Origin of the sequence: Antarctobacter jejuensis, assembly GCF_052266595.1 — a bacterium.
In the GTDB taxonomy this organism is placed as follows: Bacteria; Pseudomonadota; Alphaproteobacteria; order Rhodobacterales; family Rhodobacteraceae; genus Antarctobacter; species Antarctobacter jejuensis.
The window spans coordinates 291,894-307,804 of record NZ_JBQQXJ010000003.1; the positions used below are offsets into that span (position 1 = coordinate 291,894).

Sequence of the window (15,911 nt, forward strand, 5' to 3'; positions counted from 1 at the left end):
AGCCTTTGGCGGGCGTTTTCGCGGGTGACAGGCCGGATGGGGCCGGTTAGGTTACCCACAGGTGCCCGTGGATAAGAGGCATCAGGAGGGTCGGGCAGGCTTTCCGTTTCAGAGATGGTCATTCGGTTTCGCGCGGTGATTTGGCATCGCGCGCCCGATTGTTTTTTGTGTCGATCACCTCGGATAATACCAGATATGTGGATAACGCCGATATCGGCGAAAAATGGCGGATATTTCGGCCATATTTGGTGGTTATTTTGCGTTTTTTGCGTGACGGGCCATGCCTCAATCGGTAGGATTGTCGGGAACAGGCTGTGAAACAGGCCTGAAACCGGAAAAGAAACAGGCGGACGACATCATGGCACTCAACCTTTCGATGCCCGGCCACGAGGAGCTTAGACCACGGATCACGGTCTTTGGCGTGGGCGGTGCGGGCGGCAACGCTGTCAACAACATGATCGAGAAGAACCTCGAGGGCGTCGACTTTGTCGTCGCGAACACCGACGCGCAGGCGCTGGCACAGAGCATGTCTCAGAGCCGCGTTCAGTTGGGCGTCAAGGTGACCGAGGGACTGGGCGCCGGGGCGCGCGCCAGCGTGGGCGCGGCGGCGGCCGAGGAAAGCATCGAGCAGATCGTCGATCACCTTGCCGGCGCACATATGTGTTTCATCACCGCAGGCATGGGCGGGGGCACCGGGACAGGGGCCGCGCCGATCATCGCGCAGGCCGCGCGTGAGCTGGGTGTTCTGACCGTCGGTGTAGTGACCAAGCCCTTCCAGTTCGAAGGTGCCAAGCGGATGAAGCAGGCCGAAGCGGGCGTGGACAGCCTGCAGAAGGTCGTGGATACGCTGATCATCATCCCGAACCAGAACCTGTTCCGCCTTGCGAACGAAAAGACCACCTTTACCGAGGCGTTCAGCCTTGCGGATGACGTGCTGTATCAGGGCGTGAAGGGTGTGACGGATCTGATGGTCCGCCCGGGCCTCATCAACCTCGACTTTGCCGACGTGCGCGCGGTGATGGACGAGATGGGCAAGGCCATGATGGGCACCGGCGAGGGCGAGGGCGAGGATCGCGCGATCCAGGCCGCCGAGAAGGCGATTGCCAACCCGCTGCTGGACGAAATCAGCCTGAAGGGCGCCAAAGGTGTCCTGATCAACATCACCGGCGGTCACGACCTGACCCTGTTCGAACTGGACGAGGCGGCCAACCGCATCCGCGAGGAAGTGGACGCCGACGCCAACATCATCGTCGGTTCGACCATGGACGAAAGCATGGGCGGGACGATGCGCGTCTCCGTCGTTGCAACCGGCATCGACGCCTCGGAAAACGTGGGCGACATGCCCGTGCCGCGCCGTCCGCTGTCCAAGCCGCTTGGTTCTTCCGCCGCTGCGGCTCCGGCCCCGGAAGCGGCCCCCGCGCCGAAGGCAGAGCCCGTTGTCGCCGAGAAGGCGCCCGAGACCGAGCCGTCGCTGTTCGGCCAGATGGATCCGGATGCCAACGAGCCGGTCATGTCGCGCGACTATGACGAGGTGATCGAGGACACGCAGGACGACGACGGCCTGCCGCCGCCGGCCTATCGCCCGCAGGTTGCCGAGTTCCGCCCGGCGCCCGACACCATCGAAGCGGATCCGCAGGACTTTGTCGCGCCGCGCGCCCCGGCGCCCGGCACGCCCAGCCCCGCAACGCTGGACCGGCTGAAGGCCGCCGCCGCGCGCACCCGTGAGGATGTGCAGCAGCAGCAGCCCGCGCCGGCCCCGCAGGCAGAGGAAAAGCCGCGGTTCAGCGTGAACTCCCTGATCGGTCGCATGACCGGCCACGGCGAGCCCGCCGCTCCGGCGCAACAGCGCCGCGCCGCGCCGCCGGTTCAGTCGCATCGTCCGGCACCGGCCCCGGTTCATGACCAGGACGTAGATGCCGAAGATGACCGGATCGAAATCCCGGCCTTCCTGCGCCGTCAGGCCAACTGAGGCCAGGACCGGAAAAGGGCAGGGGACACCCATCCTGCCCGAAACTGAATACCTCGTGAGATCGCCTCTTGCCCCCGGCAAGGGGCGGTTTCGCGTTTCAGGGATAGGTCACGCAGTGTTAACAATTCGCAACACTCGTTCAAAAACCGGGGAATTCGGCCTGATTCGAACGCCAGAAAACAGCGGTTTTGCGCGGTAATTTTATACGATATTTCAGTCGGTTAAGCGCGCTAGCATCCGCGTGCGGCAGGGTTCCGCCGACCCGCCTCCGTACATGTTTCACACGGTTACAATCTTTGATTTGAGAGGCGGCCAGCGGTCCAATATGCCCACTATCAAAGCCGCGTCCAGGTTGGGGGGACGTGTGCAACCGTAGAGGCAGAACCGTGCAGACAACGATCAGATCGCAGATCACCTTTACCGGTGTCGGACTTCATTCCGGCGCCCCGGCACGTCTGACCATTCGCCCGGCCAGCGCCGATTACGGCATCTGGTTCAAGCGCACCGACATCCGCCTTGGCGATACGATGATCCCGGCCCATTGGGAGGCCGTCGAGGCGTCGCCGCTGTGTACCAAGATCGTCAACCGTGCGGGCGCCTCTGTGTCGACCGTGGAACATGTGATGGCGGCCCTTGCGGGCTGCGGCATCCACAACGCATTGATCGAGATCGACGGACCCGAGGCCCCCATCCTCGACGGGTCGTCGGTGCCTTTCGTGCGCGGTATCCTGTCCCGTGGCCTGCGCGCCCTGAGCGCCCCGATCCGGGCCATCGAAATCCTCAAGCCGGTCTCCGTTGAGACCGAGGCAGGCGGCGCACGGCTGCTGCCCGGAGAGCCGGGCGAGGGGCTTACGATGCAGTTCCACATCAGCTTTGCGGATGCGGCCATCGGCACGCAGTCCAAGCGCCTGAACCTTGCCAATGGCACTTTTGTGCGGGAACTGTGCGACAGCCGTACTTTCTGCCGTGCGGCGGACGTGGATGCGATGCGCGCCGCGGGCAAGGCCCTTGGCGGGACCTATGAAAACGCGGTTGTCGTCGATGGGGACAAGGTTCTGTCGCCGGGTGGTCTGCGCCACGCGGATGAGGCCGTGCGCCACAAGATGCTGGATGCGCTTGGCGACCTCGCGCTGGCCGGTGCGCCGATCCTTGGCCACTACGAAGGCTACAAGGCCGGGCACGCCATGACCAACGCGCTGTTGCGCGCGCTCTTTGCCCAGCCCGATGCCTATCGCATTGTTCTGGTTGACGAAGTTCGGGCCGCGCGCTTGCCGGGCGCAGGGGTGGAACGGCACGAGATTCCGGCTGTCGCCTGACCTGATGTCACATGCGCGGCAAGACGCGCAATATTCGGCTCTTAAGACATTTTGCCCCGGAATTATCTGTGCTAGACCCCTGCCAATGGGTAGCGCCGCTGGGGCTGCCAAGGAAAACAGAGGACGGTCGAGCATGACTGTGGGCGGATCGCGCAAACTGATGTTCGGTGTAACAGCCGCAGCGCTGCTGCTGGCCGGTTGCGGAGAATTGCAGCGTCGCGATGTCGGCCCGGGCAACACCCCCCTCGAATCCTACACCGCCAAACAGATATTCGAGCGCGGCGAATACGAGCTGCAGCGCAAGGATCCCGAGGACGCGGCCTTCTACTTTGGTGAGGTCGAGCGGCTTTATCCCTATTCCGACTGGGCCAAGCGGGCCCTGATCATGCAGGCCTATGCCCACCATGAGAACAAGGACTATGAAAACGCGCGTTCCTCGGCGCAGCGTTTCATCGATTTCTATCCGGCCGATGACGATGCCGCCTATGCGGCCTACCTGCTGGCGCTGTCCTACTACGACCAGATCGAACTGGTGGGCCGGGATCAGGGTCTGACCTTTCAGGCGCTGCAATCGCTGCGGGCGGTGATCGAGCGGTATCCGGACAGCGAATACGCCCGGTCGTCGATCCTGAAATTCGACCTCGCCTTTGATCACCTTGCGGGCAAGGAGATGGAGGTGGGCCGCTACTATCTCAAGCGGGATCACTTTGGCGCGGCGATCAGCCGGTTCCGTGTTGTGGTCGAGGATTTCCAGACCACGACGCACACGCCGGAGGCGCTGTATCGCCTGATCGAATGTTACATCTCGCTGGGCCTTCTGGACGAGGCGCAGACGGCGGGGGCCATCCTTGGCTACAACTACCAGTCCAGCGAATGGTATGAGGACGGCTACAAACTGCTGACCCGTCAGGGGCTGGAGGCCCAGGCGATTGGCGACAACTGGCTTTCCGCGATCTACCGACAGATGATCAAGGGCGAGTGGTTGTAAGGGACGGCGAGGCCTTGTAGGCCTCTGGCGATCATGCTGCGCGCACTTGAAATCCGGGATATGCTTATCATCGAACGGCTGGAACTGGAGTTCCAGCCGGGGTTGAACGTTTTGACCGGGGAAACCGGGGCGGGCAAATCCATCCTTCTTGATTCATTGGGGTTCGTGCTGGGCTGGCGTGGCCGGGCCGAATTGGTGCGCGGCGGGGCCGAGCAGGGCGAGGTTGTGGCCGAATTCGACCTGCCGGGGGATCACGCGGCCTGGGCGGTGCTGGAAGAGGCCGGGTTGCCGGTGTCGGACGAATTGATCCTGCGGCGGGTGAACACCAAGGACGGGCGCAAGACCGGATGGGTCAACGACCGGCGGGTTTCGGGCGAGGTGCTGCGGCGCTTGTCCGAAACGCTGGTGGAACTGCACGGGCAGCATGACGACCGCGGCCTGCTGGACCCGCGTGGCCATCGCGCCATTCTGGATGCCTTTGCCGGGGCGGAGGCGGCGCAGGCCGAGGTCCGCCGGACCTGGCGCGCCCTGTCCGGCGCGCGCAAGGCGCTGACCGAGGCGGAGAAGGCGCTGGAGGCGGTCAGGGCTGAAGAGGATTTCCTGCGCCACGCGGTTGCCGAACTGAAGCAGCTTGGCCCGGTCGAGGGCGAAGAGGCGGAATTGGACACCCGGCGGCGCATGATGCAGTCGGCGGAGAAGATCCGCGATGACATCGCGCAGGCATCCTCGGCGCTAGGCTATGACGGGGCCGAAGGGGCGATGGCCAATGCGCTGCGCTGGCTGGACGGGGTGGCGGACAAGGCCGATGGCCGTCTGGACGCGCCGATCGGTGCACTGACGCGGGCGATGGCGGAACTGGACGAGGCCGCGCGCGGCGTGGCCGATTGTCTGGAGGCGCTGGAATTCAATCCGATGGAACTGGAAGACGCCGAAGAGCGGTTGTTCGCGATCCGGGGATTGGCGCGCAAACATTCGGTGCCGCCGGACGAATTGCCCGGATTGGCCGAGACCCTGTCGGAGCGGCTGGAGGCCCTGGATGCCGGAGAGGCGCGGCTGGACGATCTGAAGCGCGCCATTCGCGCGGCAGAGGCGGATTACGACGCGGCGGCCAGTGGTCTGACCGAATTGCGCAAGGCGGCGGCGGTCCGGCTGGACGCGGCGGTGGCCGCGGAACTGGCCCCGCTGAAGATGGAGCGCGCGGTTTTCCACACGGCGATGACAGAGGTGCCCGATGGGCCAGAGGGGCGCGACGCGGTCAGCTTTACCGTGGCCACGAACCCCGGTGCGCCTGCGGGCCCCTTGAACAAGATCGCCTCTGGCGGGGAATTGTCGCGGTTCCTGCTGGCGCTGAAGGTCTGCCTGACCGAGGCGCAGGGCAGGGGGGCGACAATGATCTTTGACGAGATCGACAGGGGCGTTGGCGGGGCCACGGCGGATGCCGTTGGCCGGCGGCTGAAGGCCCTGTCCGAAGGCGGTCAGGTTCTGGTGGTCACGCATTCGCCGCAGGTGGCAGCACTTGGCGGGCATCACTGGCAGGTGGCCAAGCGGGTGCAGGATGGTGTGACCCTGTCCGAGGTTGTTCCGCTGCAAGCGGGAGAGCGCGAGGACGAGATCGCGCGAATGCTGTCCGGCGACGTGGTCACGAAAGAGGCCCGCGCGGCGGCACGGGCCCTTTTGAACGGCTGAGCCGCGTTTCGCGGGCCGGTCAGTTGCCCGGCACCACCTTGCCGGGGTTCATGATGTTCTGCGGGTCCAGCGCGCGTTTCACGGCCCCCATGACCGCCCATGCCTCTCCATGTTCGGCCTGCATGAACGGCAGCTTGCCAAAGCCGATGCCGTGTTCCCCCGTACAGGTGCCGCCCAGCAGCAGGGCGCGTTCGACCATGCGCCCGGCAAGGCGCTTGGCCGCTTCGAGGTCTGATGGCTGATCCGGGTCGATCAGCAGGACGGCGTGGAAATTGCCGTCGCCCACATGGCCGAGGATGGGGCCGGTGATCGGGCTGGCGGCGATATCGGCCTGCGTCTGTTCGACCGCCTGCGCCAGCCGCGAGATCGGTACGCAGATGTCGGTGACGATGGCGCGCGCGCCGGGGCGCGAGGCGAGGATCGCGTAATAGCCGTTGTGCCGCAGAGACCAGAGCGCGCGGCGCTCTTCCTCGCGCACGGACCAGCGGAACGGGCTGCCGCCGTGATCGGCCACGATATCGCCAAAGCGTTCGGCGTCCTGCGCGGCGCTTTCCGGGCTGCCGTGGAATTCCACCATCAGGTGCGGGGCCTCTTCCATGTCGAGGCCCGCATAGGCGTTGAAGGCGCGGGCGGTATCGGCGCAGGCAAATTCGATCCGCGCAAGGGGCAGGCCCATCTGGATCGTTTCCATCACCGCCTGCGTGGCGCTGCCCATGTCGGGAAAGGCGCAGATCCCCGCGCTGACCGATTCCGGCTGGCCGTGCAGGCGCAGGGTCAGTTCGGTCACAAGGCCAAGCGTCCCTTCGGAACCGACCATCAGCGCGGTCAGGTCATAGCCCGCTGCGGATTTGCGCGCGCGGGTGCCGGTGCGGATCTGCCGTCCGTCGGCCAGCACCACCTCCATCCCCAGAACATTGTCGCGCATGGTGCCGTAGCGTACCGCCGTGGTGCCCGAGGCGCGGGTCATCGCCATCCCGCCGATGGATGCATTGGCGCCGGGATCGACCGGGAAAAACAGGCCGGTGGCACGCAGTTCCTCGTTCAGGGCCTCACGCGTGACGCCGGGCTGGACGGTCACGTCCATGTCGGCGGAACGGATTTCCAGCACCTTGTTCATGCGCTGGAAATCGACGGTGACGCCGCCCTGCACCGGCTGCGTGTGCCCCTCCAGCGAGGTGCCGGCGCCCCAGCCGATCAGCGGCACGGCATTGTCAGAGCAAATCTCGACGATCTGGCGGACCTCTTCCGCGGTTTCGGGAAAGACCACCGCATCGGGCGGGGTGGTCGGGAAATAGGATTCGGACGCGCCATGTGCGTCCAGAACGGACTTGGACATGCTGATGCGTTCGCCTAGGAGGGTCTTTAGATCGTCGATCGCCTGAGCGATGGGCATGAGGAACTCCGCTGTCGTGCGCGTTAACCATATCCACAGCGCGCGGTGCGGGGAAGCCAAAGGATCGAAGGAGTTGTTCGTGTCGAAGGTCCTGACCGATCAGGTGAACAGCATACGGGCGGCCTGTGGGCGCAGTTGGGACCTGTTGCGGCACAAGGGGCCGGGGCAGGTGACCTTCTGGTTCATCGCGCTGGGGATCGGCATCGCCTCTGGCCTCGCGGCCATCGCCTTTCGGTTTGCCATCGAGACGCTGCAGACCTGGGTCTACGGCACGCCGGACGTGAACACGCTGCACAGCTTTGCCGAGGGGCTGCCGTGGGTCTGGGTGCTGCTGATCCCGGCGATCGGCGGCATCGTGGTGGGGATCATCCTGCATATTTCGACACCGGACGGGCGGGTGCGCGCGGTTGCGGATGTGATCGAGGGGGCGGCGCTGAACGACGGACGGGTCGAAAGCAAGGCGGGCATCGCCTCTGTCCTGTGTTCATGGATCACCCTGTCGACCGGGGGCAGCACGGGCCGGGAAGGGCCTGTGGTGCATATCGCGGCGCTGATCTCCAGCTGGGTCGCCAATGCGCTGAAGGTGGATGGCATCACCGGGCGCGACCTGCTGGGCTGTGCGGTGGCGGCGGCGGTCTCTGCCAGCTTCAACGCGCCGATTGCCGGGGCGCTGTTCGCGCTGGAGGTGGTCCTGCGGCACTTTGCCCTGCACGCCTTTGCGCCCATCGTGGTGGCCAGCGCGGCGGGCACGGTGATCAACCGGCTGGTCTATGGCGATGTGACCGAATTCGTGCTGCCGGGCACGACGACGGTTGAATTCTATCTGGAGCTGCCCGCGTTTTTCATCCTTGGGCTGGTCTGCGGGCTGGTGTCGGTGATCATGATGCGGTCGGTGTTCTTTGCCGACGACGTGGAAACCAAGCTGCAAAAGAAACTGGGGCTGCCCTATTGGCTGCGCCCTGCGGTGGCGGGGCTGTTGCTGGGCGCGATTGCGATCTTTTTCCCGCATATCATCGGCGTCGGGTACGAGACGACCTCACGCGCGTTGACCGGCGGTCTGCTGATGCACGAGGCGCTGATCTTTTGCATCATCAAGGTGGCGGCTGTGTCGATCACGATTGCGGGGCGCATGGGCGGCGGGATCTTTTCGCCCTCGCTGATGGTGGGGGCGCTGACCGGGCTGACATTCGGCCATATTGCAACCGGGCTGGCACCGGATATGTCCTCGGCCTTTACGCTTTACGCCCTTGCGGGGATGGGGGCTGTGGCGGCGGCGGTGCTGGGGGCGCCGATTTCGACCACGCTGATCGTGTTCGAACTGACGGGGGACTGGCAGACCGGGCTGGCGGTGATGGTGTCCGTGTCCATGTCGACGGCTGTCGGCAGCCGTCTGGTCAACCGGTCATTCTTTCTGACCCAGTTGAAGCGGCGGAACGTCAGCCTTGCGGCGGGGCCGCAGGCCTATCTGTTGGCGATGTTCCGTGTGCAGGGGGTGATGCGCAAGCCGACACATGAGAAGGCGGCGGACGAAGAGGCCTGCCTGCGGATGATCGAACAGGGGCTGTATGTGCAGGCCAGTGCGACACTGGAAACCGCGCTGCCCCGGTTCGACAAGTCCGGGGTGGCCTATCTGCCGGTGGTGACACTGGAAGATGGAGAGCCGGTCCTGCAGGGCGCGCTGTTCCACGTCGACGCGCTGAAGGCGTATAACCGCGCGCTTGCGGCGACGGCGGCCGAAGAACACAGCTGACGCCCCTCCATCCGGGGGGGCGCCGATCGCGGTTTCAGGTTGTCCGCTGGCTTAACGGCGGGCGTAGCCCTGCGGCAGGTAGCCCAACTGGTTCTGGAGGCATCGCTCAAAGAACCGACCATCCCGCGTGGCGCAGAACATGAGCGCCTGTGCAAGGTTCTGGGCTTTCTTTCCATGGGGCGGATCGGTCTTGTGGTTGTTCCACGGCACGCCACCAAAGTCCTTGTTCTTATCCTTGCCCTTGTCATGGCCGCCCTGTTTGTAGCCCTTGTTGGGCGCAGGAACGAAACCCGGATCCTGCTTGACCAGGTAGTCGCCATGCGCCCAGCCGGTCGCGCCGGAGCTGTGGCGCAGCAGGAACCAGTCACCCTGACGGCCCAGTTCCTGAACCTTGTCGCGCTGCTGCATGGTGACGATGACATCATAGGTGGTGCCGGGGCCGGTCCGCAGGTTCAGGCCGCCATAGCCCGGCGCGTAGACCCAGTAGTCATGACCGGTGGGCTGGCCCTGATATCCGCCCGTATGACCGCCGGTGTGGATCTTGTTCGCCGACAGAAAGCGTTGGTTGGCCCAGCCGGTCTGACCGTCGTAGCGCAGTTTGTACCACTGGTCCTGCTTGTGGAGCACATGCACCTTGGCGGCATGGGGGATCTGGGTGACGGTGTGATAGTTGCGCGACGGACCCGCCCGCATGTTCAGAAAGCCGCGGTGGGGCGTGTTGACCCAATAAGGGTCGCCCTGAACCTGCGCCTTGACCCTGTGTTCCGTCAGAAAGCCGCTGTGCGCCCAGCCGGTCATGCTATCGACCCGCAATTTGTACCATTTGCCGTGCTTGCGGATCACGCGGACCTCGCTGCCATGCGTCAGCTTGTCGATGACGCGGTCGTGACGCGACGGACCGGCGCGCAGGTTCAGAAACCCGTACCGCGGGGCGTTGACCCAGTAGCGCGTGCCATCCCGGTACTTGTCGACATGGCCACCATAATCGCGGTCATGGCCGAGTTTGGGTTGGGTCTGGCTGAGAAAACCGCCATGCGCCCAGCCGACGAGGCCGGACTGGTGCCGTACCTTGACCCATTTGCCCGGGGCGTTCAGCAGCTTGACCTTGCTGCCATGGGGCATCTTGCCCAGCACGTGATATTGCACCGAGGGGCCGGTTCGCAGGTTCAGATACCCGTCGCGGGGGGCATCGACCCAAAGGGTCGTGGCCGCCGCGGCGGTGGCAAGGAACATTGCCGAAAGGAAGGTGAGCAGTCGAAGCATGGATCTGGTCCTTTTTGCCTGAAGCGATGGACCAGACATGGGTCAAGCCCCCTGCGCAGAGCAATATCGGGGCCCTGTTAGACAATAGCATCCTTTGTTTTCAACGGCTTGTCGGGAGGTTTTTGAAACGGCAAAGGCCGCCCGAAGGCGGCCCTGACAGGTGATCCGGCCCCGCAACAAGGGGGTGGAACGGCGATTGTCAGACGTTTTCGACGTTGACGCCGTCCTGTTCGTAAAAGGCGATGTGTCCCTTGATGGCGGCGACCGCCTCCTTGGGGTCCTCATAGGACCATGCGGCGTTCTGATAGGTCTTGGATTTCGACGCGATCGAGAAATAGCTGGCCTTTCCCTTGTGCGGGCAGGTGGTGCTGTGATCGGTGGCGTCAAGGAAGGCCATGGCGATATCGCCGCGCGGGAAGTAGATCACCGGCGCATGGCCGTCTTCCTGCAGTTTCAGGGCCTCGGTGGATTCAGCCAGCACCGCGCCGCCGGCGCGCACAACCCAGGTGCCTGTGGCAGGCGTGATCGTAATAGTGCTCATGTCTTCGCTCCCCAGTCTTTGCCCGCATCACAGACACGGGTTTTGTAACGTTGATATGTCAGATGGCAGAACATGCGTCCGAGAGCCACTGCCCCGTTGCCGCATCCAGATGTGGGGCGAGCATCTCATGCACGCGCCGGTGGTAGTCGTTCAGCCAGTTGCGCTCAGTTTCCGTCAACAGGTGTGGATCGATCAGGCGTGTGTCGATGGGCACCCATGTCAGGGTTTCGAATTGCAGCATCTCGGCCACGGTCTGCCCGTAGAGCTTGGGCGCGGGTTCGACCGCAATCAGGTTCTCGATCCGGATCCCATAGGCCCCTTCGCGGTAGAAACCGGGCTCGTTTGACAGGATCATGCCGGTTTCCAGCGGCACGGTGCCGGTGCGGGCAAGGCGCTGCGGTCCCTCGTGCACGGCGAGATAGACGCCGACGCCGTGGCCGGTACCGTGGCCATAGTCCAGCCCCGCCTCCCACAGCGCGGCGCGGGCAAAGGGATCGAGATCGCGCCCGGCCAGCCCCTTGGGAAAGCGCATCCGGGACAGGGTGATCATGCCCTTGAGGACGCGCGTGAAGGCCTCTCTTTCCTCGGCCCCCGGTTCGCCGATGGCGATGGTGCGGGTGATATCGGTGGTGCCGTCGACGTATTGACCGCCCGAGTCGACCAGCAGCAGTTCGCCGTCGCCGACCTTGCGGTCGGTCGCTTCGGTCACGCGGTAGTGGACGATGGCCCCGTTCGGCCCGCTGCCGGAAATCGTCTCGAACGAGATGTCGCGCAGGGCGTTGGTGGCGCGGCGTTCCTCTTCCAGACGTTTGACCACGTCGATTTCAGTCAGGCTGTCCGCCGGTTGTGCATCAAGCCAGGCCAGAAAGCGCACCATGGCCAGCGCGTCGCGGTGATGCGCGGCGCGGGTGCCGTCCAGTTCGGCGGCGTTCTTGCGCGCCTTGGGCATCAGGCAGGGATCGGGGGCCTCGACCGTTTCGGCGCAGGCCTCGGCCACGGCGACGGGGCAGGTGGCCGGGTCGATCTGCACGGGGGTCGATAGCGCCTTGAGGTCCGGCAACAGGTCAGCGGGGGCGCGCAGGGTGACATTGCCGCCAAGATGGTCGCCCAGATCCGTAAGCTTGGCCGCGTCCATATAGAGCGTCACGCGCGCATCGCCGTGCAGCACGGCAAACCCATGCGGCACCGGGTTGCGGGGAATGTCGCTGCCCCGGATGTTCAGCAGCCATGCGATGCTGTCGGGCAGCGTGATGACGGCGGCGGGGGCCTGCAGATCCTTGGCAAGGCGCGCGATCTTTTCGCCATGCGCCTCTCCGGCCAGTTCCAGCGGCTGGGCAAAGACCGCGCCCTGTGGCGGTTCGGGCTGATCGGGCCAGACGGCGTCGATGAGGTTGTCGGTCGCGGACAGCGTCACATCCGGCAGTTTCGCGCTGAGACTGCGGAGTTGCGCGACACTCAGCAGCCACGGATCAAAGCCGATGCGCCCCTTGGGCAGCACGCGACCAATCCAGTCCGACAGCGAGGTTTCCGGCCAGTCGACCTTTTCGAAAATCTCATCCACCTGTGCCTTGACCTGCACACGGTAACGCCCGTCCACAAAGACCGCCGCGCGATCCTTGAGCGCGACACACCAGCCGGCCGAGCCGGTGAACCCTGTCAGCCAGGCCAGCCGGTCGTCGCGGGGGGCGACGTATTCGCCCTGATGCGCATCAGCGCGCGGGACAATGAACCCGTCCAGATCGGCGGCAAACAACTGTCCGCGCAACGCGGCAAGGCGCGGCGGCCCCTGATCCGGAGAGGCGGTTTCGGCAAAGGTCTGAAACATCGGGGTCTCCTTTCGCGCGCAGGTTAGCCAAAGGCCGCCGGGTGGCAAGGGGCCGGGCAGAAAGGATTTCTTTATTGCGCCTGGAGACTGTAAAAGTAGAGCGGAACGTATTTTGGAAAGCAGAAATTCGCATGGGGTCTGAAACGGCGAGAGTTATTGCCCAGGATTTTCTGGACCGCCAGGGAGAGGCGACCATTTCCGGGGATGTCGAGGCGACCTTGGCCTGGTGTGATCTGCCCTGCACGCTGGACAGCATGGAGGGCCGGACCGTCGTCACGACAGAGGCGGAAATGCGGGCGATCTGTATGTCCTTCATCCAGAACCTCAAGTCCCGGCAGTTTTCCCACATGGTCCGCCGCTGTCTTGAGGCCAGTTTCAAGGACGAGGAAACCATCTGGGCAACCTATGAGACCCGGTATGTCAGTGCCGGCGGATTTCGCGCCGAAGAGCCCTATGTCAGTTTTGTCATCCTGAAACACCGGCAGGATCGGTGGAAGATCAGCACGATGCAATTCGCCGTGACCGGCGACAACCCGGTGAACGCGACCCTTGAGCAGGTGCGTACAACGCGCGACGTGAGCTGAGAAAACCGCGCTCCCGGCCGGTGCAACTGGTCGCATTGTCTGCGGGACGAGCCGCCTGCTACCCCATCTCGGATAAATAAACAAAACTGAGAAAAGCGGGGACGGCAGTGGGCAATGATCCGGAAGCCTGTGAACTCTTTCAGGACATGCTGGACCGATGTGGCGAGGCGATGCTGTCGGGCGACATGCCGGCCCTGCTGCGCTGGTTCGCGGTTCCCAATACGGTCGACAGCCTTGAGGGCCGTCGCGTCCTGAACACAGAGGCGGAGACACGCGCGCTGTTCGAAGAGGTCATCGCGCGGCAGCGGGAACAGAGCATCACACATATGGTGCGGCGCGTGACCCATGCGGAATTCAAGGATCCGGACACGATCTGGGCCACGCATGAAACGCGCTATATCTACCACGGCACCGTCCTGAGCGGCACGCCGCATCAGGCCTTTTCGATCCTGCACCGCTATCCCGATTGCTGGAAGGTCCATCTGGCGCAGTTCACGGTGGACGGGCGGAATCCGTTGAACTCGGCGATGCGCCGGTCGATGCTGGCGACCAGCGATCGCCCGGTGACTACCAAGGATTCGGACGGGTAAGAGCGAGGGCCGCGCCGGGTGGCGCGCCCCTGCGCACGAGATGCGGGGCTATCCAGGCGGCCGCCAGCCCACCATCGTGGTACTCAGGATGCGCGCTTGAGACCCATGAACCGCGCCCGGGCGCGTGGGTCGCTGTCGAACAGGGCGGCCAGTTGCTCTGTCATGGCCCCGGCCAGCTGTTCGACATCGGTGATCGTCACCGCGCGGTCGTAATAGCGGGTCACGTCGTGGCCGATGCCGATGGCCAGAAGTTCGACCTGCTTCTTGCGTTCGACCATGGCGATCACGTCGCGCAGGTGCTTTTCCAGATAATTGGCCGGGTTCACCGACAGCGTGGAATCGTCCACCGGCGCGCCGTCTGAAATCACCATCAGGATCTTGCGCGCCTCGGAGCGGTGCACCATCCGGCGATGCGCCCATTCCAGCGCCTCGCCGTCGATGTTTTCCTTCAGCAGGCCCTCTTTCATCATCAGGCCAAGGTTGTCGCGCGTCCGCCGCCACGGCGCATCGGCGTGTTTGTAGATGATGTGGCGCAGGTCGTTCAGGCGGCCGGGCTGCTGTTCGCGGCCCGCGTTCAGCCAGTCCTCACGCGACAGGCCGCCTTTCCACGCGCGGGTGGTAAAGCCAAGGATTTCCACCTTGACCGAGCAGCGTTCCAGCGTACGTGCCAGAACATCGGCGCAGATCGCCGCAATGCTGATCGGACGGCCGCGCATGGAACCGGAGTTGTCCAGCAGCAGCGTCACGACCGTGTCGCGGAATTCCATGTCCTTTTCGACCTTGAAAGACAGCGGTGTCGTCGGGTTGGCAACCACACGCGCCAGACGCCCGGCGTCAAGGATGCCTTCCTCGCGGTCGAATTCCCAGCTGCGGTTCTGCTGCGCCTGCAGGCGGCGCTGCAGCTTGTTGGCAAGGCGGGACACCGCGCCCTTGAGCGGTTCCAGCTGCTGATCGAGGTAGGCACGCAGGCGCTCCAACTCGATCGGCTCTGCCAGATCCTCGGCCGCGATTTCCTCGTCATGTTCAGTCGCGTAGACGGTGTAATCCGGGTCCGCCTCGGAAAACGGCTGCGGGGCAGGGGGTTCCAGCGGGGCCTCGCCCTCGGGCATCTCGGCCTCTTCGCCAAGCTCCTGGTCGGCCATGTCGTCCATGGTGACCTGTGCCTGAGAGGGATCCTGCGTTTCCTCCTGCGACTGTTCGGGCGAGGCATCGGCCTCTTCGCCATCATCGTCGTCGTCGCCGGTGGAATCCGGTTCCTGCTGATCGTCCTGATTGTCGTCGACGCCTTCCTCATCGGAGTCGTCGTCCAGATCGGGATCGTCGCCCAGTTGATCGCCGTAACCCAGATCGGTGATGATCTGGCGGGCGAACCTGGCAAAGGCGCCTTGGTCGGACAGCGTTTCATCCAGACGGTCCAGCGTGCCGGCGGCCTGATTTTCCATGAACCCGCGCCACAGTTCCATGACGTTGGCTGCATCGGGGGGCAGGTCACGGCCCGTGGCAAGGTGGCGGATCAGGTAGTTGGCGGCCATCGGCAGCGGTGCTTCGGCCGCCTCGCGGATCTGGCCATAGCCACGGCGGGCGGCATCGGCAGCGATCTTGGCGTCGATATTGCCAGCGGTGCCGGGCATGTCACGCGCGCCCATCGCCTCGCAGCGGGCGGTTTCCATCGCCTCGTACAGATCGCGGGCCATGTCGCCCTGTGGCATGTAACGCGAGTGCGTCCCCGCGTCGTGATAACGGTGATAGAGCGCCAGCGCATCCGCAGTGCCACGGGCCAGCATGACCTCATCGCGGGTCATGCGGCGGCTGACCTGCGGCAGGCGCATCGCCTCACCCGACACACCGGCCGGATCGACGGTATAGCTGACCGAAAGCTCCGGGTCGTCGGCCATCACCTTGGTGGCTTCGGCGAGGGCCTTCTTGAACGGATCGGCGGGGTTGTCGCTGGGCTTGTTCATGGCGCTTGTTATCCGCCCTTTGGCCGCTCCCCGCAAGGGGGGAGC

General features: G+C 64.6%; 12 protein-coding genes. 7 read left to right on the forward strand and 5 right to left on the reverse strand.

The genetic code is table 11. The annotated features are described in order from the left end of the window. Positions 1 to 358 precede the first annotated feature (358 nt). The 4 genes from ftsZ to recN all read left to right on the forward strand — a co-directional run bounded on the left by ftsZ (position 359) and on the right by recN (position 5,959). A complete protein-coding gene (ftsZ, locus tag ACTXGA_RS06470; protein WP_443392317.1) occupies positions 359 to 1,969 on the forward strand; it encodes a cell division protein FtsZ in 1,611 nt (536 codons plus the stop codon). A 386-nt stretch (positions 1,970 to 2,355) separates the two neighbouring features. Beyond that, positions 2,356 to 3,285, forward strand: a complete 930-nt coding sequence (gene lpxC, locus ACTXGA_RS06475; protein WP_443392318.1) for a UDP-3-O-acyl-N-acetylglucosamine deacetylase — start codon at positions 2,356 to 2,358, stop codon at positions 3,283 to 3,285. Between the two features lie 133 nt (positions 3,286 to 3,418). Beyond that, the gene (locus ACTXGA_RS06480) at positions 3,419 to 4,273 is read left to right on the forward strand and encodes an outer membrane protein assembly factor BamD (RefSeq protein WP_443392319.1); all 855 of its coding nucleotides are present in this window, start codon (positions 3,419 to 3,421) and stop codon (positions 4,271 to 4,273) included. Positions 4,274 to 4,306: 33 nt separating this feature from the next. Next, the gene (gene recN / locus ACTXGA_RS06485) at positions 4,307 to 5,959 is read left to right on the forward strand and encodes a DNA repair protein RecN (RefSeq protein ID WP_443392320.1); all 1,653 of its coding nucleotides are present in this window, start codon (positions 4,307 to 4,309) and stop codon (positions 5,957 to 5,959) included. Between the two features lie 19 nt (positions 5,960 to 5,978). Here recN and ACTXGA_RS06490 read toward each other — a convergent pair whose 3' ends face one another. Continuing rightward, complete coding sequence (locus tag ACTXGA_RS06490) at positions 5,979 to 7,352, reverse strand: FAD-binding oxidoreductase (protein WP_443392321.1); 1,374 nt, start codon at positions 7,350 to 7,352, stop codon at positions 5,979 to 5,981. A gap of 79 nt (positions 7,353 to 7,431) precedes the next feature. Here ACTXGA_RS06490 and ACTXGA_RS06495 point away from each other — a divergent pair, with 79 nt between their 5' ends. Next, on the forward strand, positions 7,432 to 9,102 hold the full coding sequence (locus tag ACTXGA_RS06495) for a chloride channel protein (protein ID WP_443392322.1): 1,671 nt from the start codon (positions 7,432 to 7,434) through the stop codon (positions 9,100 to 9,102). 51 nt (positions 9,103 to 9,153) lie between these two features. Here ACTXGA_RS06495 and ACTXGA_RS06500 read toward each other — a convergent pair whose 3' ends face one another. The 3 genes from ACTXGA_RS06500 to ACTXGA_RS06510 all read right to left on the reverse strand — a co-directional run bounded on the left by ACTXGA_RS06500 (position 9,154) and on the right by ACTXGA_RS06510 (position 12,731). Further along, the gene (locus tag ACTXGA_RS06500; protein ID WP_443392323.1) at positions 9,154 to 10,365 is read right to left on the reverse strand and encodes an SH3 domain-containing protein; all 1,212 of its coding nucleotides are present in this window, start codon (positions 10,363 to 10,365) and stop codon (positions 9,154 to 9,156) included. 199 nt (positions 10,366 to 10,564) lie between these two features. Further along, positions 10,565 to 10,906: a DUF427 domain-containing protein gene (locus ACTXGA_RS06505; protein ID WP_443392324.1), complete on the reverse strand. Its 342-nt coding sequence runs from the start codon at positions 10,904 to 10,906 to the stop codon at positions 10,565 to 10,567. A gap of 58 nt (positions 10,907 to 10,964) precedes the next feature. Continuing rightward, on the reverse strand, positions 10,965 to 12,731 hold the full coding sequence (locus tag ACTXGA_RS06510; protein WP_443392325.1) for an aminopeptidase P family protein: 1,767 nt from the start codon (positions 12,729 to 12,731) through the stop codon (positions 10,965 to 10,967). 131 nt (positions 12,732 to 12,862) lie between these two features. Here ACTXGA_RS06510 and ACTXGA_RS06515 point away from each other — a divergent pair, with 131 nt between their 5' ends. After that, a complete protein-coding gene (locus ACTXGA_RS06515) occupies positions 12,863 to 13,315 on the forward strand; it encodes a DUF6841 family protein (RefSeq protein ID WP_443392326.1) in 453 nt (150 codons plus the stop codon). 107 nt (positions 13,316 to 13,422) lie between these two features. Then, entirely contained in the window at positions 13,423 to 13,905 is a 483-nt protein-coding gene (locus ACTXGA_RS06520; RefSeq protein WP_443392327.1) for a hypothetical protein, read from the forward strand. 83 nt (positions 13,906 to 13,988) lie between these two features. Here ACTXGA_RS06520 and cobT read toward each other — a convergent pair whose 3' ends face one another. Next, the gene (gene cobT, locus ACTXGA_RS06525) at positions 13,989 to 15,866 is read right to left on the reverse strand and encodes a cobaltochelatase subunit CobT (RefSeq protein ID WP_443392328.1); all 1,878 of its coding nucleotides are present in this window, start codon (positions 15,864 to 15,866) and stop codon (positions 13,989 to 13,991) included. Positions 15,867 to 15,911 lie beyond the last annotated feature (45 nt).

Bases quoted from the DNA above. Each gene is read 5' to 3' on its own strand.
- cobT (WP_443392328.1), bottom strand. From the start codon at position 15,866: ATGAACAAGCCCAGCGACAACCCCGCCGATCCGTTCAAGAAGGCCCTC.
- ACTXGA_RS06480 (WP_443392319.1), top strand. From the start codon at position 3,419: ATGACTGTGGGCGGATCGCGCAAACTGATGTTCGGTGTAACAGCCGCA.
- ACTXGA_RS06510 (WP_443392325.1), bottom strand. From the start codon at position 12,731: ATGTTTCAGACCTTTGCCGAAACCGCCTCTCCGGATCAGGGGCCGCCG.
- ACTXGA_RS06515 (WP_443392326.1), top strand. From the start codon at position 12,863: ATGGGGTCTGAAACGGCGAGAGTTATTGCCCAGGATTTTCTGGACCGC.
- ACTXGA_RS06500 (WP_443392323.1), bottom strand. From the start codon at position 10,365: ATGCTTCGACTGCTCACCTTCCTTTCGGCAATGTTCCTTGCCACCGCC.
- recN (WP_443392320.1), top strand. From the start codon at position 4,307: ATGCTGCGCGCACTTGAAATCCGGGATATGCTTATCATCGAACGGCTG.
- ACTXGA_RS06505 (WP_443392324.1), bottom strand. From the start codon at position 10,906: ATGAGCACTATTACGATCACGCCTGCCACAGGCACCTGGGTTGTGCGC.
- ftsZ (WP_443392317.1), top strand. From the start codon at position 359: ATGGCACTCAACCTTTCGATGCCCGGCCACGAGGAGCTTAGACCACGG.
- ACTXGA_RS06490 (WP_443392321.1), bottom strand. From the start codon at position 7,352: ATGCCCATCGCTCAGGCGATCGACGATCTAAAGACCCTCCTAGGCGAA.